At 65.5% G+C, this 20,380-nt stretch carries 22 protein-coding genes; 6 read left to right on the top strand and 16 right to left on the bottom strand.

The features are described from left to right. Positions 1-14: 14 nt before the first annotated feature. Together A3E77_RS15705 and ispG are read right to left on the bottom strand one after the other, a co-directional pair. Positions 15-494 (bottom strand): GNAT family N-acetyltransferase, encoded by a 480-nt coding sequence (locus A3E77_RS15705; RefSeq protein ID WP_293647631.1) that lies wholly within the window; start codon positions 492-494, stop codon positions 15-17. Between the two features lie 206 nt (positions 495-700). Further along, entirely contained in the window at positions 701-1,852 is a 1,152-nt protein-coding gene (gene ispG, locus A3E77_RS15700) for a flavodoxin-dependent (E)-4-hydroxy-3-methylbut-2-enyl-diphosphate synthase (RefSeq protein ID WP_293647629.1), read from the bottom strand. Positions 1,853-2,111: 259 nt separating this feature from the next. On the opposite strand from ispG, the gene A3E77_RS15695 reads away from it, so the two are divergent. Both A3E77_RS15695 and A3E77_RS15690 read left to right on the top strand, forming a co-directional pair. Further along, complete coding sequence (locus tag A3E77_RS15695; RefSeq protein WP_293647627.1) at positions 2,112-2,861, top strand: TorF family putative porin; 750 nt, start codon at positions 2,112-2,114, stop codon at positions 2,859-2,861. Positions 2,862-3,132: 271 nt separating this feature from the next. Next, positions 3,133-3,864, top strand: a complete 732-nt coding sequence (locus tag A3E77_RS15690; protein ID WP_293647625.1) for a TorF family putative porin — start codon at positions 3,133-3,135, stop codon at positions 3,862-3,864. A gap of 90 nt (positions 3,865-3,954) precedes the next feature. Here the strand turns inward: A3E77_RS15690 and A3E77_RS15685 are convergent, their stop codons facing one another. The 5 genes from A3E77_RS15685 to A3E77_RS15665 all read right to left on the bottom strand — a co-directional run bounded on the left by A3E77_RS15685 (position 3,955) and on the right by A3E77_RS15665 (position 9,834). Then, positions 3,955-5,103 carry an alpha-hydroxy acid oxidase gene (locus A3E77_RS15685; protein WP_293647623.1) on the bottom strand — a complete coding sequence of 383 codons (1,149 nt, stop codon included), beginning with the start codon at positions 5,101-5,103 and terminating at the stop codon, positions 3,955-3,957. Between the two features lie 105 nt (positions 5,104-5,208). Beyond that, positions 5,209-6,477, bottom strand: a complete 1,269-nt coding sequence (locus A3E77_RS15680) for an FAD-dependent oxidoreductase (RefSeq protein ID WP_293647621.1) — start codon at positions 6,475-6,477, stop codon at positions 5,209-5,211. Beyond that, complete coding sequence (locus A3E77_RS15675) at positions 6,467-8,323, bottom strand: amidohydrolase (RefSeq protein WP_293647619.1); 1,857 nt, start codon at positions 8,321-8,323, stop codon at positions 6,467-6,469. Before A3E77_RS15675 ends, A3E77_RS15680 begins: the two co-directional genes overlap by 11 nt. Next, positions 8,320-9,198 (bottom strand): NAD(P)-dependent oxidoreductase, encoded by an 879-nt coding sequence (locus A3E77_RS15670; protein WP_293647617.1) that lies wholly within the window; start codon positions 9,196-9,198, stop codon positions 8,320-8,322. Before A3E77_RS15670 ends, A3E77_RS15675 begins: the two co-directional genes overlap by 4 nt. 54 nt (positions 9,199-9,252) lie before the next feature. Continuing rightward, positions 9,253-9,834: a hypothetical protein gene (locus A3E77_RS15665; protein ID WP_293647615.1), complete on the bottom strand. Its 582-nt coding sequence runs from the start codon at positions 9,832-9,834 to the stop codon at positions 9,253-9,255. 91 nt (positions 9,835-9,925) lie between these two features. Between A3E77_RS15665 and A3E77_RS15660 the strand changes: the two genes are divergently transcribed. Together A3E77_RS15660 and A3E77_RS15655 are read left to right on the top strand one after the other, a co-directional pair. Continuing rightward, complete coding sequence (locus A3E77_RS15660; protein ID WP_293647613.1) at positions 9,926-11,176, top strand: threonine ammonia-lyase; 1,251 nt, start codon at positions 9,926-9,928, stop codon at positions 11,174-11,176. Further along, on the top strand, positions 11,173-11,565 hold the full coding sequence (locus tag A3E77_RS15655; RefSeq protein WP_293647611.1) for an acyl-CoA thioesterase: 393 nt from the start codon (positions 11,173-11,175) through the stop codon (positions 11,563-11,565). The genes A3E77_RS15660 and A3E77_RS15655 overlap by 4 nt, the downstream gene beginning before the upstream one ends. On the opposite strand, the gene A3E77_RS15650 is transcribed toward A3E77_RS15655, so the two are convergent. From A3E77_RS15650 to A3E77_RS15635, 4 genes are all read right to left on the bottom strand, one after another. Then, positions 11,562-12,053 carry a MarR family winged helix-turn-helix transcriptional regulator gene (locus tag A3E77_RS15650; protein ID WP_293647609.1) on the bottom strand — a complete coding sequence of 164 codons (492 nt, stop codon included), beginning with the start codon at positions 12,051-12,053 and terminating at the stop codon, positions 11,562-11,564. The genes A3E77_RS15655 and A3E77_RS15650 overlap by 4 nt on opposite strands. Beyond that, positions 12,037-13,356: a S41 family peptidase gene (locus tag A3E77_RS15645; RefSeq protein ID WP_293647607.1), complete on the bottom strand. Its 1,320-nt coding sequence runs from the start codon at positions 13,354-13,356 to the stop codon at positions 12,037-12,039. Before A3E77_RS15645 ends, A3E77_RS15650 begins: the two co-directional genes overlap by 17 nt. Before the next feature lie 283 nt (positions 13,357-13,639). Beyond that, a complete protein-coding gene (locus A3E77_RS15640) occupies positions 13,640-14,335 on the bottom strand; it encodes a class I SAM-dependent methyltransferase (RefSeq protein ID WP_293647605.1) in 696 nt (231 codons plus the stop codon). Further along, positions 14,328-14,792 (bottom strand): RrF2 family transcriptional regulator, encoded by a 465-nt coding sequence (locus A3E77_RS15635; protein ID WP_293647603.1) that lies wholly within the window; start codon positions 14,790-14,792, stop codon positions 14,328-14,330. The genes A3E77_RS15640 and A3E77_RS15635 overlap by 8 nt, the downstream gene beginning before the upstream one ends. Before the next feature lie 247 nt (positions 14,793-15,039). On the opposite strand from A3E77_RS15635, the gene A3E77_RS15630 reads away from it, so the two are divergent. Further along, positions 15,040-15,558, top strand: coding sequence for a GNAT family N-acetyltransferase (locus A3E77_RS15630; RefSeq protein ID WP_293647601.1), 519 nt, complete (start codon positions 15,040-15,042; stop codon positions 15,556-15,558). Here A3E77_RS15630 and A3E77_RS15625 read toward each other — a convergent pair. The 4 genes from A3E77_RS15625 to A3E77_RS15610 form a co-directional block, all read right to left on the bottom strand. Further along, the gene (locus tag A3E77_RS15625; protein ID WP_293647599.1) at positions 15,537-16,310 is read right to left on the bottom strand and encodes an esterase/lipase family protein; all 774 of its coding nucleotides are present in this window, start codon (positions 16,308-16,310) and stop codon (positions 15,537-15,539) included. The two genes, A3E77_RS15630 and A3E77_RS15625, sit on opposite strands and share 22 nt — an antisense overlap. A gap of 10 nt (positions 16,311-16,320) precedes the next feature. Continuing rightward, the gene (locus A3E77_RS15620) at positions 16,321-17,499 is read right to left on the bottom strand and encodes a PQQ-dependent sugar dehydrogenase (RefSeq protein WP_293647597.1); all 1,179 of its coding nucleotides are present in this window, start codon (positions 17,497-17,499) and stop codon (positions 16,321-16,323) included. Positions 17,500-17,581: 82 nt separating this feature from the next. After that, positions 17,582-18,214 (bottom strand): sigma-70 family RNA polymerase sigma factor, encoded by a 633-nt coding sequence (locus A3E77_RS15615; RefSeq protein WP_293647595.1) that lies wholly within the window; start codon positions 18,212-18,214, stop codon positions 17,582-17,584. Continuing rightward, a complete protein-coding gene (locus A3E77_RS15610; protein WP_293647593.1) occupies positions 18,214-18,468 on the bottom strand; it encodes a NepR family anti-sigma factor in 255 nt (84 codons plus the stop codon). The genes A3E77_RS15615 and A3E77_RS15610 overlap by 1 nt, the downstream gene beginning before the upstream one ends. 302 nt (positions 18,469-18,770) lie before the next feature. On the opposite strand from A3E77_RS15610, the gene A3E77_RS15605 reads away from it, so the two are divergent. Then, a complete protein-coding gene (locus A3E77_RS15605) occupies positions 18,771-19,385 on the top strand; it encodes a sigma-70 family RNA polymerase sigma factor (RefSeq protein ID WP_293647722.1) in 615 nt (204 codons plus the stop codon). Positions 19,386-19,437: 52 nt separating this feature from the next. Here A3E77_RS15605 and A3E77_RS15600 read toward each other — a convergent pair whose 3' ends face one another. After that, the gene (locus A3E77_RS15600; protein ID WP_293647591.1) at positions 19,438-20,232 is read right to left on the bottom strand and encodes a response regulator; all 795 of its coding nucleotides are present in this window, start codon (positions 20,230-20,232) and stop codon (positions 19,438-19,440) included. Positions 20,233-20,380 lie beyond the last annotated feature (148 nt).

The following is a 20,380-nucleotide window of genomic DNA, read 5'->3' as shown; positions in this document are numbered from 1 at the left end:
AACGGGAATGGAGATCAGCTGTGGGCCAGCCGCGTCAGCGCATCGCCGTCGACGCGCATCACAGTCCATTCGTCCATCAGCTTCGCGCCAAGGCTCTGGTAAAAGCCGATCGACGGGGTGTTCCAGTCGAGCACCGACCATTCGAGGCGCGCGCAGTCGCGTTCGACGCAAAGCTCGGCAAGATGTGCGAGCAACGCCTTGCCGAGCCCCGATCCGCGGGCTTCGGGGCGCACGAACAGGTCTTCGAGATAGATGCCGGGACGCCCCTCGAAGGTCGAGAAATTGTGGAAGAAGAGCGCGAAGCCCTGCGCCGTGCCGTCCAGTTCGCCGATCACGACTTCGGCATAGGGGCGTGGGCCGAAGAGATTCTCGCCAAGCTTTGTTTCGTCGAAACGGACTTCGTGCGCGAGCTTTTCATAGTCGGCGAGGTCGCGGATGAACTGGGCGATAAGCGGCAGGTCGTCGGGAGTGGCGGGGCGGATATTTAGGGTCATGCGCGCGCTCTGTGGGGTGGGGCGTGCGCTGTCAACTTTCGACCGGAAGGCGACATAGCATTGATCGTCATCCCGGACTTGATCCGGGATCCACAGCGGTGCCGAAGTCATGGACCCCGGATCAAGTCCGGGGTGACGAGAGGGCGGAACGGACGTCCGCTCCCCACCCCAAAGCCGACGTCCGAGCTCGCAAAGGATATCCGTGTTTACGCCGCCTTGCCGTGCAAGGTGTCCATGCTCACCGCGCTGCCTGCGTCGATCTCGGCGGCCTTTGCTTCGACCAGCTTGACGATGTGCTGGATCATGTCGGCGTCCTCGACATGGTGATCGGTGACCCCCGACAGAAACACCATATGCTTGCCGTTGCCGCCGCCGGTGATGCCGATGTCGGTCTCGCGCGCTTCGCCGGGGCCGTTGACGACGCAGCCCAATACCGAGAGCGACATCGGCGTCTTGATGTGGCCGAGCGCCTCTTCGAGCGCCTGGACGGTGCGGATCACGTCGAAGCCCTGCCGCGCGCAGCTGGGGCAGGAGACGACGCGGACGCCGCGGGTGCGCAGGCCCAAAGATTTCAGGATTTCGTAGCCGACGCGCACTTCCTCTTCGGGTTCCGCCGACAGGCTGACGCGGATCGTGTCGCCGATGCCCGCCCAAAGGAGGTTGCCGATGCCGAGCGCCGATTTGACGGTGCCGCCGATCAGCCCGCCGGCCTCGGTGATGCCGAGGTGGAGGGGGCAGTCGACCGCGTCGGCAAGCTGCGCATAGGCGGCGACGGCGAGGAAGACGTCGCTCGCCTTTACCGCGACTTTATATTCGTGGAAATCATGGTCCTGGAGCAGCTTGATATGGTCGAGCGCGCTTTCGACGAGCGCCTCGGGGCAGGGTTCGCCATATTTTTCGAGCAGATCCTTTTCGAGCGACCCGGCGTTGACGCCGATGCGGATCGCACAGCCGTTGGCCTTGGCGGCGCGGACGACTTCGCCGACGCGTTCGCTGCTGCCGATATTGCCGGGGTTGATGCGCAGGCATGCGGCACCGGCGTCGGCGGCTTCGAGCGCGCGCTTATAGTGGAAATGGATGTCGGCGATGATCGGAATGCGCGCGGCGCGGACGATCTTGCCGAGTGCGGCGGTCGATTCGGTGTCGGGGCACGACACGCGGATCAGGTCGGCGCCGGCTTCTTCGCAGCGGCGGATCTGGTCGATCGTCGCTACGGCGTCGCTGGTCAGCGTGTTGGTCATCGTCTGGACGCTGATCGGCGCGCCGCCGCCGACGGGGACGGCGCCGACCATGATCTGGCGCGATGTGCGCCGCGCGATGTCGCGCCAGGGGCGCAGGCCGGGATTGTGATCGCTCATGGATGATGCTCGACAAAGAGGGGGTTATGCCGCTCTTTAGCCGTCCGTGGGCGGCTTGGCAAAGCCCCGCGATGCCGCCGATCGGCTGTTGCGCGAAAGACACACCCTGACGCAGATTCGGTCGATTGCGCAATTTTTGTTTGTGCGTCGCACCAAATTGGGCAATTTCGAGCCTGTTCGTCGTCACATGCCCGCACAAAGAGGTGTGAACGCGCACGCAGGCCGGGACGATCCGATTTTTTGTTAGGGGGGATCACCCATGAAGTTTCTTACCAAGGCATGTTACGGCATGCTGCTCGCCGCGTCCGCCATGTCGACGCCCGCCTTTGCGCAGGACGAAGAAGCCAGCGGCCCGATCTCGCTTTCGGGCGGCATTTCGGTCACATCGGACTATCGTTTCCGCGGCATCTCGCTGTCGAACGAAAAGGTCGCGTTGCAGTCGACGCTGACCGCCAGCCATGAAAGCGGCTTCTATGCCGGCGTCTGGGGTTCGACGCTTCCCGACAGCCCGCTCTACGGCAAATATGAACTCGACCTCTATGCCGGTTTCGCGACCGAGATCGCCCCCGGCACTTCGGTCGACATCGGTGCGACCTATTATATGTATCCGGGCAACCAGGACTTTGCCGGCCCCAGCGATTATGTCGAAATCATCGGCAAGCTGTCGCACGACATCGGCCCGGTCTCGGCAACGGGCATGGTGGCTTATGCCCCCGACCAGAACTCGCTGGGCAGCGACGACAATATCTACCTGAACCTGGGTCTGGGTTATGGCATTGCCGATACGCCGGTCACGCTGACCGCGGGGCTCGGCTATACCGACGGGTCGCTTGGCGCGCTGGCGCCCGGCGGCAATTATCTCGACTGGTCGCTCGGCGCATCCTTTGCCGCAGGTCCGGCGACTTTCACGGTCCAATATGTCGATACCGACATCAAGAAGTCGGGCATCAAGGCCGTCGATACCTTGTTCGATCCAACCGTGGTCTTTACGCTGGGCGTTTCTTTCTGATCGCCTAGCGGGTCAGCGACCACGCGCTAAGGGGGCGGCTTCGGGGGAGGCCGCCCCCTTTTTCGTGCGGTTTCCGTCGCCGCGCCTGTTGCACAAAAGTCGCATCGGGCGATCAAGATGCGCGAAAATCGGCGGATGCCGACTTTTCATTTGTGCAGCGCAGCAATTTCGATAACAAAAGTGTCACGCAAGACCGGATCGGCCCGAAAAGAGGCTGGCTGTCGTGCGGCAGGCAGGGACGATCCATCAATCTTGATACAGGGATCAGTCCATGAAAAATCTCTCCCGCGCATGCCTTGGCATGCTCATTGCCGTTTCAGCACTCCCCGCCACCGCCCATGCCCAGGACGAGGAATCGGGCGACGGCATCACGATCACCGGCAGCGCAACCGTCGTCAGCGACTATCGATTCCGCGGCTTCAGCCAGTCGGACGAAGAAGCCGCGATTCAGGGCGGCTTTACCGTCGGACATGACAGCGGCCTGTATGTCGGCACCTGGGGGTCGAGCATCGGTTTCAACAACGGCACCGAAATCGACGTTTTTGCCGGTTTCGCAACCGAAGTGTCGCCGGGGCTGACCGCCGATGTCGGCGCGACGCTCTATCTTTATCCGGGCGTTGCCGACACCTCGGTCATCGAACCCTATGCCTCGCTGACCGGCGCGATCGGCCCGGCGACGGTCAAGGGCGGCATCGCGTGGGCGCCCGGCGGCCAGGATTCGCTCGGCGATGCGAGCGCGATCTATCTGTATAGCGATGTCGGCGTGCAGATTCCCGACACGCCGGTGAAGCTGAAGGGCCATTTCGGCTATGCCAAAAGCGACAGCTTCCTTGGCGGGCTCGACGGCGAAGTGATCGACTATTCGGTCGGCGTCGACTTCACCTGGAAAGTGCTCACGCTGGGCGTTGCCTATGTCAACACCGATGCACCCAAGACGCTGGGTTACAAGGAAGGCGTCGGGGCCGACGGCGCCGTGGTGTTTTCGCTCGGCGCGGCTTTTTAAAAAGCCTGCGCCCGGAGGCGGCTTCGGGGGAAGCCGCCTCCCACCTTCATCGTCCGGACGACGAACGGCGCGCGACGGTCATGCGGACAGTCAGCGCCAGCGCAGATTATGGGGGCCGAGATCCGCGAGGGACCGGGCGCCCATCAATTTCATGCCGCGCTCCATTTCGGCGCGGAGCAGGGCGATCGCGCGCGCGACGCCATCTTCGCCCGCCGCGGCGAGCGCGTAGAGATAAAGCCGCCCTCCCGAGCAGGCCTTCGCGCCGACCGACAGCGCTTTCAGAACATGGGTGCCGCGCGTGATGCCGCCGTCGCAGATCACCTCGACCTTGTCACCGACCGCATCGACAATCTCCGCGAGCGCGTCGAAGGGGGCGATACTGCCGTCAAGCTGGCGCCCGCCATGGTTCGACACCATGATCGCGGTCGCGCCGATATCGGCGGCGCGCCTGGCATCCTCGACCGCGACGATGCCTTTCAGGCAGAAAGGGCCATCCCATTTCTTGCGGATCGCCTCGGCGCGTTTCCAGTCGAGGCTCTGGTCGAGCATCGAGGTGAAATATTCGGCGACCGATTTGGGGACGCTCGAGCCTTCGGACACATGCGTCGCAAGGTTCGGCAGGCTGAATTTTTCGCGGAGCATATAGTTGAGGCCCCAGCCGGGCTTGGCGGCATAGCTCAGCATATTCGAGGCGGTGAAACGCGGCGGCGACGTGAAGCCCGAGCGCAGGCAGCGTTCGCGGTTGCCGCCGACGATCGTATCGACGGTCAGCGCGACCGCGTCGAACTTCGCGTCGCGCGCGGCGTCGAGCATCGCCTTGTTCAGGCCCTCGTCGTGATGGACATAGAGCTGGAACAGCTTGGGACCGTCGGTGAGCGCGCCAGCTTCGGCGAGGCTGATCGTTGCGAGGCTCGAGATGCCAGCGACGGTGCCGGCGTTCGCGGCGGCGCGGAGGACGGCGCGCTCGCCCTGCCAGTGGAAGAGCCGCTGGAGCGCGGTGGGCGAGAGGAAGAGCGGCATCGCCATCTCGCGACCGAAGAGCGTTGTCCGCATATCGACGCTTTCGACCCCGGCGAGCACGCGCGGGATGAGGTCGCAGTCGTCGAAGGCGGCCCGGTTGCGGCGGCGCGTCACCTCGTCATCCGCGGCGCCGTCGATATAATCGAACACCGGCCACGGCAGGCGGCGCTTCGCGAGCGCGCGGAAATCGTCGATATTGTGGCAGTCGGTCAGGCGCACCTTATCCCCCGTTGTACCCCTGCGAAGGCAGGGGTCCATCACCCGCCGCCGCGTAACATTCCAGTTCGGGAGATGGGCCCCTGCCTTCGCAGGGGCCCAGGCTCCTCAGAAAACCGTCCGCGCCGCCGTCGTTCCCTTGGTAGCGAAGCTGAAGCGCGGTTCGACGGCGAGCTTGGCGTCGAGGATGTGTGCCGCGACGCGTTTGCCGACCGCGGGGCCGTTCTTGAATCCGTGGCCCGACCCGCCGCCGACGAGCCACACGCGTTCCTGTCCCGGAAAACGGTCGATCAGATAGTCGCCGTTCGAGCTATTTTCATATTGGCAGACGCGCCCGCCGATCAGCGGTGCCGATGCCAGGCCGGGGAAACGCCGCGCGAGATAGGCGCGCGCCTCCGCGATACCCTCGGCGGTCAATGTGCGTTCCATGGTGTCGGGGTCGATGCGCGGCCCGTGGCGGTCGATCGCGATCTTGAACCCCGCTCCTTCCAGATCGGGGATGCCGTAAAAGATGCCGCCATTGCTGTTGTCGGCCCAGACCGGGAGTTCGGGCGGTGCAAAGCGGCTGTCACCTTGCGGCGCGCCGAAATGATAGACTTCCTGCCGCGTCGCGACGATCTTGCCCCCCAGTTGCTGCGGGAAAAGTTCGGCGATCCAGGGGCCGGCGGCATAGACGAGATGGTCGGCGGTGCCGCCATCGGGGAGCGTGTGGCGCCTGATGCGTTTGGAAAATAGCGGTGCGGGCATCACGACGCGTTCGACCTCGATCTGCGCGTCGGCGATGACTTCCTGCACCCCGCGCCCGGCGATCAGCGCCCCGGCTTCGGTTTCGAGGATGCCCGTTTCGCCCTGATAGAATTGGATCTGGCGATATTTGTCCTGGAGCCAGCGGACGTCGCCATGTTCGTGGCCGACGCGGTTTGCCTGAAGCCAGGCAAGCGACTGCGCGGTATAGGCGTCGCCTGGCGGCGCGAACCACAGGACGCCGGTGTTGTGAAAGATCGGCGCGCTGGCGGTGTCGGATAACGCCTTCCAATAAGGCAGCGATTCGCGTGCCATCTCCGAATAGATGGTGTCGGCGCCGTACCCCATGCGGATGACGCGGCTCTCGCCGCCCGACGAGGCGCGCGCATGGCCCGCGCCATAGGCGTCGAACAGGCGGACCGACTGGCCCGCGCGCAGCAGGTGCCACGCGGTCCAGGCACCAAACACACCCGCACCGATGATCGCGACATCGACATGCTGGACCTTTGGCTTTGCGGGCTTGCGCTTCTTTGATCGGCGCTCCTTGCGTTCGGCGGCAGCTGCGGTCGCGGCAACCGGCAGCGCCGCCATGCCGGTCAGCAGCGCGCGCCGGGTCGGCGTGTCAGCGGCCAACGGTCGCCCCCTCCTTTTTCTTGTAATAGCGATAGCCGCCGATCCAGGTTTCGAGCGGGGTCATGCGGCGGATCTCGTCGGGGCTGGCGAGCATCGGGTCGGCGTCGACGATCAGGAAGTCGGCGCGCATTCCGGGCATCAGCGTGCCGATGCGATCTTCTGCGAAACCGGCGAAAGCGGCCGTGCGTGTGAAGCCGTCGAGCGCGGTTTCGCGGCTGACCGCTTCTTCTGGGCGCCAGCCGCCGAAGGGTTCGCCCCTGGCATCGGTGCGCGAGATCGCGGCGGCGATGCCGGGGAAGGGATTGGCGCTTTCGACCGGGACGTCGGACCCGAAGGCCAGCCGGGCGCCCGCCGCTTCCAGGCTGCGCCACGCATAGGCGCCTTTCAGCCGGTCGGGGCCAAGCCGCGCTTCGGCCATCAGCCGGTCGCTCGTCTGGTGGACGGGCTGCATCGAGGCGATGACCTTCAGGCTCGCGAAGCGCGGAATGTCGACGGGGTCGATGATTTGCGCATGTTCGATGCGCCAGCGACGCTCGCCCGGCAGGTCGGCGGTCAGGTCGGTGATCGCGTCGAGCGCCTCGGCATTGGCGGCGTCGCCGATCGCGTGGATCGCGACCTGGAACTTGTCCATCGACGCGCGCACCATCTTGTTGCGAAGCTGGGCGGGGGTAAGCAGAGGCAGGCCCTTTTGCCCCGGCGCATCGCTATAGGGCGATTTCAGCCAGGCGCCGCGCGAACCCAATGCGCCGTCGAGATAGAGCTTGACCCCGACCATGCGCAGCCGGTCGTCGTAAAGCCACGGCGTCGGTTCGGACCCGGCGATGATCGCCATATTGTCGATGTCGCCGCCATAGCTGAGGATACGCACGGCGAGCTGTTTCTTGTCGCCCGCGCGGCGAAACGCCTGCCAGTCCTGGATGGTCGTGCCCATGTCGGCGATCGCGGTGATCCCCTGTTCGAGCAGTTTCTGCTGCGCCAGATACAGCGCGCGGTCGAGGTCGCGCGCGAGCGGTTTGGGCTTGGCGCTGTCGATCAGGCTCATCGCCGCGTCGACGAAAACCCCGCTCGGCTTGCCGCCTTCCATCTCGATGCGGCCGCCCTCGGGCGACTTGCTCGCGGGCGTGATTTTCGCGGCGGTCATCGCCGCGCTGTTCGCCCAGCCGGCATGGCCGTCGACGCGTTCCAGCCAGACGGGGCGGTTCGGGACCGCAGCGTCCAGGTCGGCGGCGGTCGGGAAACGGCCGAGACCCCATTTTTCCTGATTCCAGCCCGACCCGATGATCCACGGCATTTCGGGATTGTCGGCGGCATATTTGCGGATCGCCGCCTGCGCCTCGGCAAGGCTGCCCGTGTTCGACAGGTCGAGCAGCATCAGCTGGAAGCCCAGCCCCATGACATGGCCGTGCGCGTCGATCAGGCCGGGGATCAGGGTCTTGCCCTGGCCGTCCTGTTTGAAATCGGGGCGTTCGGGGCGCTTGTCCTTGCGATCGAGCAACTGCTTGACCTTGCCCTGCGTGTCGATGACCAGCCCGGTGAAGCGAACGAGCTTGCCGTCCTTGTCGAGCGTGATGCCGTTGACATTGTCGACCAGCGTGTCGGCGTGCGCGGGGGTGGTGAGGAGGAGGGCGAGCGCGGCGGCAATCGCTCCCCTCCCGCAAGCGGGAGGGCCTGCGAGACTTGCGAGATAGTCGGCTTTGCTGAAGCTGAAAAAGCTGCGTGCTCCCGCGAAGGCGGGAGCCCATCTCCTGACGGCGCTATTTTGAACCGACCAGAGATGGGTCCCCGCCTTCGCGGGGACACACCTGTTCTTTTCTGTTTGCGAAAGCAGGATTGCGATGCTCCTCATTTCGGCAACCGCGTCACGAGCGCGCTCGTGTCCTTTCGTCCGCCGCCGCCCTTTTGGACATCGGCGTAGAACTGATCGACGAGGCTAGCGACCGGCAGCGTTGCGCCGTTGACGCGCGCCTCGTCGATCGCGAGGCCGAGGTCCTTGCGCATCCAGTCGACCGCAAAGCCGAAATCGAACTCGTCCTTCGCCATCGTGCCCCAGCGGTTGAGCATCTGCCAGCTGGCCGCGGCGCCGCCCGACACCGCCTCGAACACCTTGTCGGTGTCGAGCCGCGACGCCTGCGCGAAACGCAAGGCTTCGGACAGGCCCTGGACCACCCCGGCGATGGCGATCTGGTTGACCATCTTGGTCGTCTGTCCCGCGCCGGGGCCGCCGATATGCACCATGCGCGCGGCATAGGCCTGCATCACCGGGGCGGCGGCGTCGAACGCCGCCTTGCTGCCGCCGCACATGATCGACAGCGTGCCGTTCTGCGCCCCGGCTTCGCCGCCCGACACCGGGGCGTCGAGGCAGAGCAGCCCCAGCCCGTCGGCCTCGACCGACAACTGGCGCGCGATCCGGGCCGAAACGGTGGTGTGGTCGACGAACAGCGCGCCCCGCCGCATCGCCTTGAACGCGCCGTCGCGGCCGAGCGTCACCTGTGCCAGGTCGTCGTCGTTGCCGACGCAGGTCAGGACGACATCGGCGTCGCGCGCCGCGTCGGCCGGGGTCGCCGCCGCCGTACCGCCGTGCTGCGCGACCCAGGCATCCGCCTTGGCGCGGGTCCGGTTGTAGACGGTCAGTTGATGGCCCGCCTTGACCAGGTGGCCCGCCATCGGTCCGCCCATGACGCCGGTCCCGATGAAGCTGATGCGCAATGTCTGTTCGCTCATGGCCCAGTCCATAACCATGGTTGGCGCGGTCCGCTACCCGCCCGAGCGGAATCTTCAGCTTTCGGAAAGCGGCGGACGCCGCGTCGAGGGCAAATGTCGCGCCAGCCATGCGTTGAAGAATTGGAAGCCGAGCGCGTAGACCAGCAACGCCGCGAGCGTGACGCCGAAGGAAATCCAGCCTAGCGACAGCAATACCGCAAAAGCGGCAATCCCCGACAGACCGCTCAGCCAAAGATAGAAGCCGCCGTGCCCGTCATCATCGTCGTTGCGTGCGATCCGCCCGGCCACGGGCAGCACAAAGGTCGCGGCCGCCAGCAGGTTGGTGCAAGACCAGTCGTTGAGCCGGACGGCGGGCGCGGTTCCAAAATGGCCGAAGGCGCTAAAGAGCGCGAGCATCAGGCCCATCTCGATCCAGTCGCAAATCCCACGGAGCCAGCCGTAACGAGTCCGGTCGGTCGCGCCTTCCATATGCTGAAGCGCGAAATAGGCGGCGAGAAGGGCCGGCCATGGCGGCGCGGAGCATATGAATTCCGTGTCCAGCAAGGTGAATATGAAGGTGCCGAGCAGCGCCGGATAGAGCAGGCCATAGTTCAGCGTATGAAAGCGGATCACCGCATCGCTTGGTCTGGTCGCCATATATTCCCTCCGCTTTCGGAAGGCTAAACCCGGCGCTGCGCCGAAGGAAGTGCTTTCCCTTCCGATTTGGAACCACTAGTGCCGCACCGCTATGACTGATCAACTCACCCTGACCTCCGCCGCCGATTTTCCGGCGATCACATTGGACGATGTGCGTGCGGCGGCGGGGCGAATTAATGGCGCGGTCGTGCGGACGCCGACGCTCCATTCGCAGACGCTGTCCGAAATGGTCGGCGCCGAGGTGTGGCTGAAGTTCGAGAATCTGCAATTCACCGCCGCGTACAAGGAACGCGGCGCATTGAACGCGCTGTTGCTGATGGACCCAGAAGCGCGCGCGCGCGGCGTGATCGCGGCATCGGCGGGCAATCATGCGCAGGGGCTCGCCTATCATGGCAAAAGGCTGGGCGTTCCCGTCACCATCGTGATGCCGAGCACAACGCCGCAGGTGAAGGTATCGCAGACCGCGAGCCACGGCGCGACGATCGTTCTGCATGGCGAGAAGTTCGACGACGCCTATGCCCATGCGCGCGATCTTGAAAAGGAACGCGGCCTCACCTTCGTCCATCCCTTCGACCATCCGCATGTCGCGGCGGGGCAGGGGACGGTGGCGCTCGAAATGCTGGAGGACGTGCCCGAACTCGACACGCTGATCGTGCCGATCGGCGGCGGCGGGCTGCTCGCGGGAATGGGCACCGCGGCGCGCGGGATCAAGAACGACATGCGCCTGGTGGGCGTCCAGGCCGAGCTCTATCCGTCGATGTATGCCGAACTGAACGGCGTCGACATGGCGTGCGAGGGCGACACGCTGGCCGAGGGGATCGCGGTCAAGGAGCCTGGCGCCTATACGCGTAAGATCGTCGCCGAACTCAATGACGACATCGTGCTCGTCGCCGAGCGCCACCTGGAACGCGCAGTCAGCCTGTTGCTCCAGATCGAAAAGACGGTGGTCGAGGGCGCGGGTGCGGCGGGGCTCGCCGCGCTGCTGGCGCATCCGGAGGAATTTGCCGGGCGAAAAGTCGGGCTGGTGCTGACCGGCGGCAATATCGACACGCGGTTGCTGGCGAATGTGCTGCTGCGCGACCTGGCGCGGTCGGGCCGCATTGCGCGGCTGCGCATCCGGTTGCAGGACCGGCCGGGCGCGCTGTTCAAGGTGATGAAGCTGTTCGACGAGAAACAGGTCAATATCATCGAAATCTATCACCAGCGCATTTTCACGACGCTGCCCGCCAAGGGGCTGATCACCGACATCGAGTGCGAAGCGCGCGACCGCGAGCATCTCGACAGCCTCGTCGCCTCGCTGCGCGACGCGGGTTATATGGTGACCACCGTCGAACTCGCATGAGGGCGTTCACGCTCGAACTCACGGCGACGCCCGAGAGCATCGACGAACTCGGCCATGTCAACAATGCCGTCTGGGTCCAGTGGATCCAGCAGGTTGCGACGGGGCATTGGGACGCCGCCGCGCCGCAGAGCCACAAGGACGCCTATATCTGGGTCGTGGTGCGCCACGAGATCGACTATCTGCGCGCACTCGGGCCCGGCGAGACGGTGATCGCGCGGACGTGGGTCGCCGACAAGCCGCAGGGCGCGAAGTTCGACCGTTTCATGGAATTCACCGGCGCGGACGGCAAAGTGCATGTCCGGGCGCGAACGGTGTGGGCGCTGCTCGACAAGGCAAGCGGGCGGCCGCTGCGCGTGACGGCTGAGGTGGTGGCGCCGTTTGCTGGCTAGTCAGTCCGCGACCCTGCGATGCGCTCGCTCAACGGCCTGGCGTCGAGCGCATTCAGCGCCTTCAATATCGTTCCGTGGACGTCGCCGACCTCTGCGAAGAGCGCGCGATAGACCTCGCTGATCCGCGCGCTGTAGGCGTCGATGCGGGCGAGCTGGTCGCGGCCGGCATCGGTCAGCCGGAAAATCTTGCGCCGCGCGTCGGCGGGGTCGGCGTGCTGGGTGATCAGGCCGAGGCGGAGCAGCGCGGGGCATTTCTGGACGACCAGCTGGTGCGACTGGCCGAGCGCGCGCGCGAGGTCGGCGGCGGAGGCTTCGCCGGCCTCGCTGAGTGCGGTGAGCAGCGAGCAGGACCGCACGGGTACTGTGATGCCGGCGTCGTCAAACAACGGGCGCGTCTGTTCCTCGATCCGCTGGCTCAACGCTTCGCTGAGGCGACCGAGGAACGAGATGTCGTCAAGGTCGGTCGAGATGTCAGTTGAGGCGGGCATAGCTTTGGGTTGTTCCATCGCGGTCGATACGTTCGAGCGCGACGACCTTGCCGCCTTTGCGCACGATACGAAAGCGGAAGTCGCGCACGCCCTCGATCGCGAGCAGGTCGCCGCCGAGCGGTTCGAGCGTCAGGCGGAAGCGGTCGCGCCAGGTGTAAAGCAATTTGCCAGCGACGAGGTCGATGCGCCGTCCTTCGTAGCGGCCGGTGATGGCCTTGAGTGCGGCCGGGTCTGGGTGCGGGCGTTCGGCAAGCTGGGGCGCGAACCAGTCGGCGTCGGCCCGTTTCGCCGGATCGGCCTTGGCGAGATCGGCAAGGGCCAGACGGTGCGCGACGGCGAGCGCGTCGGCGGACGCGACCGGATGATCGGGCGTGACGCCCTGCCCCTCGAAATCGCCGCGGTCGACCGGGTCGCGGATCTGGCCGATCGGCACCTGCACGAAAAAGTCGGTGCCGACGGGTTTGCGGTCGACCGGATGCGCGCCGCCCGCGGTGCGTTCGCCGACCAGCGTCGCGCGGCCCAGTTTCTTGAGCGTATAGGCGAACCATTCGGCGGCGGAAAAGCTGGTCGATCCGGTGAGCACATAGACGGGCTTGCCGGTCAGCCGCTTTGAAGGCAGCGCGGGGAGCACCCATTGGCCGCGCTCGACCCGCCGGCCGTCGAGCGTGTAATAATAATCGAACAGCTCCTGATCCTTGTCGCCCGGAAAGAGCTGGCTCGCGAGCAATTGGGCCATCTCCAGATAGCCGCCATTGTTGTAGCGCAAGTCGTAAATCACCGCGTCGCCATTCTCGATAAAGCGCATCGCGGCCGCGGCGGCATCATATCCGGGTTCGGGGTCGGCGAAATGCGTCAGGTCGACATAGGCGATGTTGCCTTCGAGATAGCGCAGACCCGCAAATCCGAAATTTTTTCGCGTCTCTTCGCGCCGTTCGGCCTCGCGCAGCGCGGCGGCGCGCGCGGGGTCCTGTTTCGCGGCATAGTCTGCGACCCATATGGGATCGACCCCGACCGCAAAATGCAAATCCTTGCTCGCGGCGACCAGATCGTCGGTCAATTCGCTCGCGAACATGCGCCGGTCGGTCACCCTATCATAATCGCCGGCGTCGAGATGGCGGCGCAGGGTCGCCGCGATCGTCCTGGCCTTGTCGGGGTAGACATAGTTTGCCTCCAGCGCCTGGCCGAGCTGCTCCACCACCCCGCGCCGGTCGGCGGCCGAGAGCGGGGCTTCGTCCGTCGCGGCAACGGTCGCCAGCCATGCGGTCGTGGCGGCGAGTAGGAGGGGCCAGCGCGTATTTTTCATCCGATTTCCTGCCTGTGATGCGAATCATACAATATATTGCGCAATATATTGTAGTTATGCGTGGAGCAAGTGGGCGTCGACGATCGAGGCGGAGCGAAGTGCAGGATCATCGGCGGAGATCTGGTTTGGGAATCGGCCGTTTGGGGGTGGAGAGCGGACGCGAGCGCAATCTTGTACCCCAGCGAAGGCCGGGGCCCAGAGCGTTAAAGAGCTGGCGTTTGTTTAGTGCGCTCTGGACCCCGCCCTTCGCCGGGGAACAGAAATTTCCGGTCCAAACCCGCCCTCACGCATATGCCACCCAGCCGCGCCATGTGAACGCGGCGTAGAATTGTTCGACGCCGGTGAAGCCCGCGGCGCGCAGGACCTCGACGTCGGCTTCGGGGCTCAGCATCGCCACGTGCGTCGCGACGGCTGCGCGGCCCTTGGCGACCTGATCGGGTTCACCGCCCGACGCGATGGCAAAGGCGGCGTAGCGGTCGAGCCAGCGGTCGCGTTCGTCCGCGCCTTGCGGAAAGCTGCCGTGCGCCGCGACGAAGGGGGCGCCGGGTTTGAGGCGCGCTCGGATTGCGGCGGCGGTGCGGATACGTTCTTCGGTGTCGAGGAAATGGAGCGTGAGGAGGCAGGTCGCGCCATCGAAAGGCCCGGCGGGGGCGTCGTCGATCAGACCTTCGACCAGCTCGGCGCGGTGCGCGTTCGGCCCCATGACCTTGGCCGCGAGATCGAGCATGGGCCTCGCCGGGTCGACGCCGGTGAAGCGCCAGCCGGGATACGCCTCGGCCATCGCCTTCATCTCGCTGCCGCCGCCGGCGCCGAGGACGAGGATATGCGCGTCGGCGGGAACGCGCTCGGCGAGCAGCAGCCCGGTCATGCGGTGGAGCCCGTCGAGGCCGGGGACGAAACGGCGCGGCCCGTCCGTATAGCGCGCGACCGCTTCGGGGTCCTTGAAGCTGTCGAGGAAATGCTGGGCGCCTTCAGCCATGGATATGCTCCTGCGTCGTGGGGGAGAGGGAGCGCGCGGCCATGCGCGCGTGGAAATCGGCGGCGAGCTGCGCAAGCGTCACGTCGCCGAAGCGCGCGAGCAACAGCGCCTCGGCCTCCTGAAAGCTCGTGTCGAGCGCGGCGTTGACCGCTTGTTCGACGAGGCAGCCGGGCGCCTCGGTGCGGTTGCCCATCGCCATCAGGCTGGGCCGGCCGATCGCGTCATAGACGTCGCGCATCGTGATGGCGGTGAGATCGCGGGCGATCGTCCAGCCGCCGCCATGGCCCTTTTCGCTATGGACGAAACCCCCGTCGCGCAGTCCGCCCAAGATGCGGCGGATCACGACGGGGTGCGTCTGCATCGCCTTCGCAAGCTGCTCCGAGGTCATCGGGGCGCGATGCTCGGCCATATGGAGGAGGACGTGGAGCACGCCCGAAAGTCGGCTGTCGCGTTTCATGTAACTTCAAATAGTGCGAGAAATGCCAACGTCAAGGTGCGGGATTGACCGGCGGCGGCGGAGCGTTTAGCCACGGCGGCGATGACCAACGACCGATCCACCCGATTCAAGGCGTATTGGCGCTCCTTTACATAGGAGCGGCATGGCATCACCTGTGACCATCGCCGCCGTGTTCGGACAGGCGAATGGTCATCATCACACCACCAAACCTCCCGTCACGGCGTGCGCTTTTTGAAGAAGACGCGACATGACCGATACCTTGCTTGCCCTGTCGACCGACCATTGCCGCATCACGCCGCTGTTTGCCGATGATGCGCGCGCGCTGGCCGCGATCACCGACGAGACGGTGACCGCGCGCGTCCATTTCCTGCCCGCGCCGTTCACCGAAGCCGATGCGCGTGCGCTGATCGCCAAATCAGGCGGCGGCGACGTGTTTCACGCGGTGCGCGACGCCAGCGGCCTCGACCTCAACGGCGTGATCGGGGTGCACCGGCGCGTGGGTCAGGAGTATGAGATCGGTTACTGGTTCGCGGCGCGCGTGCGCGGCAAGGGCATCGCGACCGAGGCGGTGCGCGCGGTCGTCGAGGCGCTCGCCGCGTCGCGGCCGGGCTGCGCGATCGTCGCCGAATGCCACCCCGATAACGAACGCTCGCGCGCGCTGCTGCGGCGCATCGGCTTTGTATCGACCGGGCGTCCGGGCAAGCGGCCGGGGCGAGTGCTGATGGCGTGGCGCGCGGCGCCGGCCTATCGCATAGACGTCTGCTGATCCGGTGCGTCGACGCCGACCTCTTCGGTCAGCGCCTTGACGATCGCGGCGACCGAGGTCGGGGCATAAGCGAAGCCCATATGGCCGCAATCGACCTCGACCTGGCGGTCGCTTTCGTGCGGCAGTCCGCGCGCGCTGCTGACCGCGACGACGCCGTCATGTTTCGACCACAGTGCAAAGGTCGGCATTTCGGGGCGCGGCGCGGGATGGAAGTCGATCGGCGGATTGTCGACGGGGTGGCGTGCGACAAGGTGATAGAGCCGCCAGGCGCGATTGGCGCGGCGGCTGCCCGAAAAGGGTGAGCCGAGTGTGACGACGCGCGCGACCTTGCCTGGATGATGTTTGGCATATTCGCGCGCATAGATGCCGCCGAGGCTCCACCCGACCAGCGCGGGGGCATAGCCGGTGCGGTCGATGATCCACTGGACGCGTGTGTCGATGCGGTCGATGATGTCGGCGGTCGCCCCGCGGTTGAAACCGAGGCCCCAGGCGTAGCAACGAAAGCCTGCGCGGCGAAGGTCGGCGCGTAGCGCCTTTGTGGCCCAGTCGCCCGACAGAAAGCCGGGCAGCACCATCACCGGCGGATGCGCGCTGTCGGGGTTGGGTTCGGGCGGCAGCGGGCGGATGCGGCCGCCGACCGCGCGCGCCAGCGACCCGATCTCGCGCCACAGCAATGCCAGCGGCGGCAGCGCGTCGGGATCGGGAATGCGCGCGGGCCATTCGGCGCGCCGGGTCAGGAAACCGCGGATCATGCGGCCGCCCTTACCGTTTCGGAATCAGCTTCACCAGCTTTCCGTCGTCGCCGTCGGTGAGCAGCCAGACCGAGCCGTCGTCGCGCACCTCGACCTCGCGGATGCGGGTGCCGAAATCCCATCGGTCGGATTTGTGAAGCCGGTCGCCATCCACGGCCATGCGGATCAGACCTTCTCCCGACAAAGCGCCCATCAACAGGCTGTTCTTCCAGCCCGGATACAGGTCGCCGCCGTACCAGGCGAGCCCGCCGGGGGAGATTGCGGGGTTCCACCACAGTTTCGGCGCCGCAAATTCGGGGCGCGTCGGATGGTCGGGAATATCCCGCCCATCATAATGGTCGCCGTTCGACACAATGGGATAGCCGTAATTGGCCTTGGCCTCGACCAGATTGACCTCGTCGCCGCCCTTCGGACCCATTTCCTGGTTCCACAGCTTGCCGGTGCCATCGAACGTCAGGCCGAGGATATTGCGGTGGCCGAGCGACCAGATTTGGGCGGTGACCCCGCCTTCGCTGACGAAGGGATTGTCGGCGGGAACGCTGCCGTCGGGATTGAGGCGCAAGACCTTGCCCAAATTGGCGGTCATATCCTGTGCCGGGGTGAATTTCTGGCGCTCGCCCGACCCGATGAACAGATATTTGCCGTCGGGCGAGAAGGTCAGGCGGTGCGAATAATGGCCCTGTCCGGTGACTTTCGGCTCCTGTTTCCAAATGATCTGGAGCCCTTCCAGCGACGGGGCTGCCCCTTGTTTGAGCGTCGCCTTGCCAACGACTGCGCCATAAGTCTTGTCCGGCCCGGCTTCGGCCCAGCTCAGGTAAACGGTTCCGCTGGTCGCGAAATCGGGCGCGACGATCACGTCGCCCAGCCCGCCCTGGCCGCCATAAGCAACCGCGGGAACCCCCGCGACGTCGAGCGTCGGGCCGCTTTCCTGCCACAGCTTCAGCTTGCCCGATCGTTCGGTGACCAGCGCGGCGCGCGTGCCGGGGACAAAGGTCATGGCCCAGGGTTCGTCGAAGCTGGCGATTTCTTTGACCGTGAAGGGCGCGTCGGCAAGTGGGGTCGCCGGGTGATCGCCCGATGCGTCGAGCTTGGCGGCGTCGGCGGGCGCGGCCTCGGTCGAGGTCGGCGCGACCGAACAGGCGGCGAGTGAAAGTGCGGCGATCAGGGCGAGATGGGGCAGGTTTGTCATCGGGCAGGGGCTCGCTTGGCTGGGAAGAGGAATACCTGCAATCTGGCGCGTCGGCGCTGTAAAGTCGAGGGGCTTGGCGCCTTCAGCGGCTCGCCGCTTCGCGCCGCGCGGTGATCGTCTCGACGCTGTCCATGATGGCATCGACCGCCTCGCTTGCGGGCGGGGCGTCGGCGCGCTTTTGGGAAAACTGGCCGCTATTCATAATCTCTTCGAGCGCGGCGCGCGCGCGCGACACGCGGCTTTTCATCGTGCCAAGCGCACAGTCGCAGATGCTCGCCGCTTCTTCATAGGACATCCCGCCCGCGCCGACGAGGATCAGCGCCTCGCGCTGGTCCTGGGGCAATTCCATCAATCCGCGCTGGAGGTCGGCCATCTCGCCGCTGTCCTCCTGGCTTGCGGGGGTGGACATGGTGCGTTCGACCGCCGTTTCGTCATATTCGCCGACGAACTTGTTGCGGCGCATTTGCGACAGGAAGGTGTTGCGCAGGATGACAAAGGTCCATGCCTTGATCGACGTCCCGCGCTCGAACCGCTCGCGCGACGCCCACGCCTTGACCATCGTGTCCTGCGTCAGGTCGTCGGCCAGGTCGGGATTGCCCGACAGGCTGCGGCCATAAGCGCGCAAATGCGGAATGACGCCGGCCAGCAGCGTCTTGAATTCGCTGTCCGACAGGGTGTCGGCCTGCGGCTGCGACGCAGCGGGGATTTCGGTCATTATTGCTTCGGGCTTTTCTGATCGAGCTGGGAAAGAAGATCGAGCATGTTGTCGGGCAATTGTTCGGCGACGATATTGCCGTAGATCATGCGCAATTTCGCGCTGACCGGCTCGGGCGACTGCCGCCCTGTCAGCGTGCGGTGCCACTCGTCGCCGTTCGTGCCGGGGAAGCTGCCTTGCGAGCGGCGCGGCGCCTCCGCCGTGGGGGGCGGGCCGTCTTTGCCGTTGCTCCTGTTGTTGCCTTGCGTAGCCATGCCGAAGCAACGAGGAAGATGGCTTCGGGTTCCCGCACAGCTTGTTTTTTGCGACGAACGCGTTGCCAAGAAGCCACAGCGGGCCTAATCAGGGCGATGTGAGGGGTCACATCATGGCGGCCATAGGGCCGACAGCCGGAGCGTGACCATTTACCTTCTTGTGCCGACCGTGAAGCCGTCTGTCGTCGTCGCCCCGCCGTCGGCGCTCGTTCGTTAGTCGACGGGCACCCTTGCAATGAAATCACAGCGCGCTAAGCCAGTATCCGACCAGTGATGCCAGGCGTTCAGACAAAGGCCGTAATATTAATATTGTAACGCCTCAACCGCTCGACGACGCCAGCTTCAAGCAGGAATTGGCGGCCATGCTGCCGCATCTTCGCGCGTTCGGACGCAGCCTGACCGGCAACGCCGACCTTGCCGACGATTTGGTGCAGGAAACTATGCTGAAGGCGTGGAAGGCGCGCGCGCAATATGTGCCGGGCCCTGCCAGCATGAAAAGCTGGGCCTTCGTCATCCTGCGCAATTGTTTCCTGTCGCAGATGCGGCGCAAGAAATTCACTGCCGAATATGACGAGATGGCGGCCGAGCGGCTGCTCGTCGCGCCCGACGACCAGAACGACAGCCTGCACCTCGCCGATGTGCAGCGCGCGCTGCTGATGCTCCCCGTTGACCAGCGCGAGGCGCTGGTGCTGATCGGCGCCGGGCAATTATCCTATGAAGAAGGCGCCGCCATCTGCGGCTGCGCGGTCGGCACCATGAAAAGCCGCGTGTCGCGCGGCCGTGCGGCGCTCCAGGCGTTGCTGGACGGCGGCGAAATGCCGCGGCGCAGCGCCGACGTCGTGCCGTCGAGCGAGGCGTTCCGCACGATCATGGACAATGTCGACCAGCTGACCGCCAATGGGTCGGCCGGGGACTGAGCATTTTTGCCCGGCGTTCGCCGGGGAGCGGGCTGGTGCCGCCAATCAGATTTTACGCCGCAAGCTGCGGTGTGAAGAGCAGGCTCTGGCTGATCGCCGCGCGCACGGTGTTTTCGCGAAACGGCTTTGAAATCAGGAAAGTCGGTTCGACCCGCCCGCCGGTCAGCAGCCGTTCGGGAAAGGCGGTGATAAAAATCGCCGGCACCGGCGCAATCGCCAATATGTCCTGCACCGCGTCGATTCCCGATGACCCGTCGGCGAGCTGAATGTCGGCCAGGACCAGCCCGGCATCGGTGGCCTCGAAAGCGGCGACAGCGTCTTCATGCGTGGTCGCGATGCCGGCAACCCGGTGGCCGAGGTCGCGAACAATCTGTTCCAGTTCCATGGCGATCAGCGGTTCGTCCTCGATGATCAGCACGGATGTGCGCGATTCGCGGTCGAGGTCGCCGACGGCATCGGCCAGCAATGTCTCGACCGTGGCGCTGTCGGTGCCGGTGATCAGCCCGGCCTCTTCGACCGAAAAGCCTTCGAGTGCGGTGAGCAACAATATCTGCCGACCGAGCGGCGTGATCTGCGCGAGGCGCTGGTTGGCGGCGCGAACAAGCGGATGCTCGCCATCGTCGCTGCCTTCGCCATCGTCGATGTAGGCGCTTTCCCAGATGCGGTGGAAATTGCGGTAAAGGTCGATGCGGGTGTCGTTGCCGTCGTGAAATTCATCGGGCGCCGCGACGATCACTTCGAGGGTGGTGTGCACGAAATTGTCGCCATGCTGCTGGCTGCCCGTCAACGCGCGCGCGTAGCGTCGCAGATAGGGAAGGTGCCCGCGAATTTCGTCACCCAATGTCATCAATTGTCCTCCCTCTTTGAACGAGTGATACGCGTTTCGGCGTGGGTCGGTTCCCGTCCTTCGCACCGAAAAGCCCGTCGAAGGGCTGCAACTTGTCGCGCCGCAATGCGTAGAGTCAGCCGGGACGCGATGAGCTGCAATGTAAGTC

The sequence above is a fragment of the Sphingopyxis sp. RIFCSPHIGHO2_12_FULL_65_19 genome, assembly GCF_001830555.1.
In the GTDB taxonomy this organism is placed as follows: Bacteria; Pseudomonadota; Alphaproteobacteria; order Sphingomonadales; family Sphingomonadaceae; genus Sphingopyxis.
Note: the sequence above shows the minus strand (reverse complement) of the source record. Positions and strands in the feature narration are given on the sequence as shown.

Bases quoted from the DNA above. Each gene is read 5' to 3' on its own strand.
- A3E77_RS15620 (WP_293647597.1), bottom strand. From the start codon at position 17,499: ATGACAAACCTGCCCCATCTCGCCCTGATCGCCGCACTTTCACTCGCC.
- A3E77_RS15630 (WP_293647601.1), top strand. From the start codon at position 15,040: ATGACCGATACCTTGCTTGCCCTGTCGACCGACCATTGCCGCATCACG.
- A3E77_RS15650 (WP_293647609.1), bottom strand. From the start codon at position 12,053: ATGCCCGCCTCAACTGACATCTCGACCGACCTTGACGACATCTCGTTC.
- A3E77_RS15625 (WP_293647599.1), bottom strand. From the start codon at position 16,310: ATGATCCGCGGTTTCCTGACCCGGCGCGCCGAATGGCCCGCGCGCATT.
- A3E77_RS15660 (WP_293647613.1), top strand. From the start codon at position 9,926: ATGACTGATCAACTCACCCTGACCTCCGCCGCCGATTTTCCGGCGATC.
- A3E77_RS15645 (WP_293647607.1), bottom strand. From the start codon at position 13,356: ATGAAAAATACGCGCTGGCCCCTCCTACTCGCCGCCACGACCGCATGG.
- A3E77_RS15670 (WP_293647617.1), bottom strand. From the start codon at position 9,198: ATGAGCGAACAGACATTGCGCATCAGCTTCATCGGGACCGGCGTCATG.
- A3E77_RS15640 (WP_293647605.1), bottom strand. From the start codon at position 14,335: ATGGCTGAAGGCGCCCAGCATTTCCTCGACAGCTTCAAGGACCCCGAA.
- A3E77_RS15600 (WP_293647591.1), bottom strand. From the start codon at position 20,232: ATGACATTGGGTGACGAAATTCGCGGGCACCTTCCCTATCTGCGACGC.
- A3E77_RS15705 (WP_293647631.1), bottom strand. From the start codon at position 494: ATGACCCTAAATATCCGCCCCGCCACTCCCGACGACCTGCCGCTTATC.
- ispG (WP_293647629.1), bottom strand. From the start codon at position 1,852: ATGAGCGATCACAATCCCGGCCTGCGCCCCTGGCGCGACATCGCGCGG.
- A3E77_RS15610 (WP_293647593.1), bottom strand. From the start codon at position 18,468: ATGGCTACGCAAGGCAACAACAGGAGCAACGGCAAAGACGGCCCGCCC.
- A3E77_RS15675 (WP_293647619.1), bottom strand. From the start codon at position 8,323: ATGAGGAGCATCGCAATCCTGCTTTCGCAAACAGAAAAGAACAGGTGT.
- A3E77_RS15695 (WP_293647627.1), top strand. From the start codon at position 2,112: ATGAAGTTTCTTACCAAGGCATGTTACGGCATGCTGCTCGCCGCGTCC.
- A3E77_RS15615 (WP_293647595.1), bottom strand. From the start codon at position 18,214: ATGACCGAAATCCCCGCTGCGTCGCAGCCGCAGGCCGACACCCTGTCG.
- A3E77_RS15690 (WP_293647625.1), top strand. From the start codon at position 3,133: ATGAAAAATCTCTCCCGCGCATGCCTTGGCATGCTCATTGCCGTTTCA.
- A3E77_RS15655 (WP_293647611.1), top strand. From the start codon at position 11,173: ATGAGGGCGTTCACGCTCGAACTCACGGCGACGCCCGAGAGCATCGAC.
- A3E77_RS15665 (WP_293647615.1), bottom strand. From the start codon at position 9,834: ATGGCGACCAGACCAAGCGATGCGGTGATCCGCTTTCATACGCTGAAC.
- A3E77_RS15635 (WP_293647603.1), bottom strand. From the start codon at position 14,792: ATGAAACGCGACAGCCGACTTTCGGGCGTGCTCCACGTCCTCCTCCAT.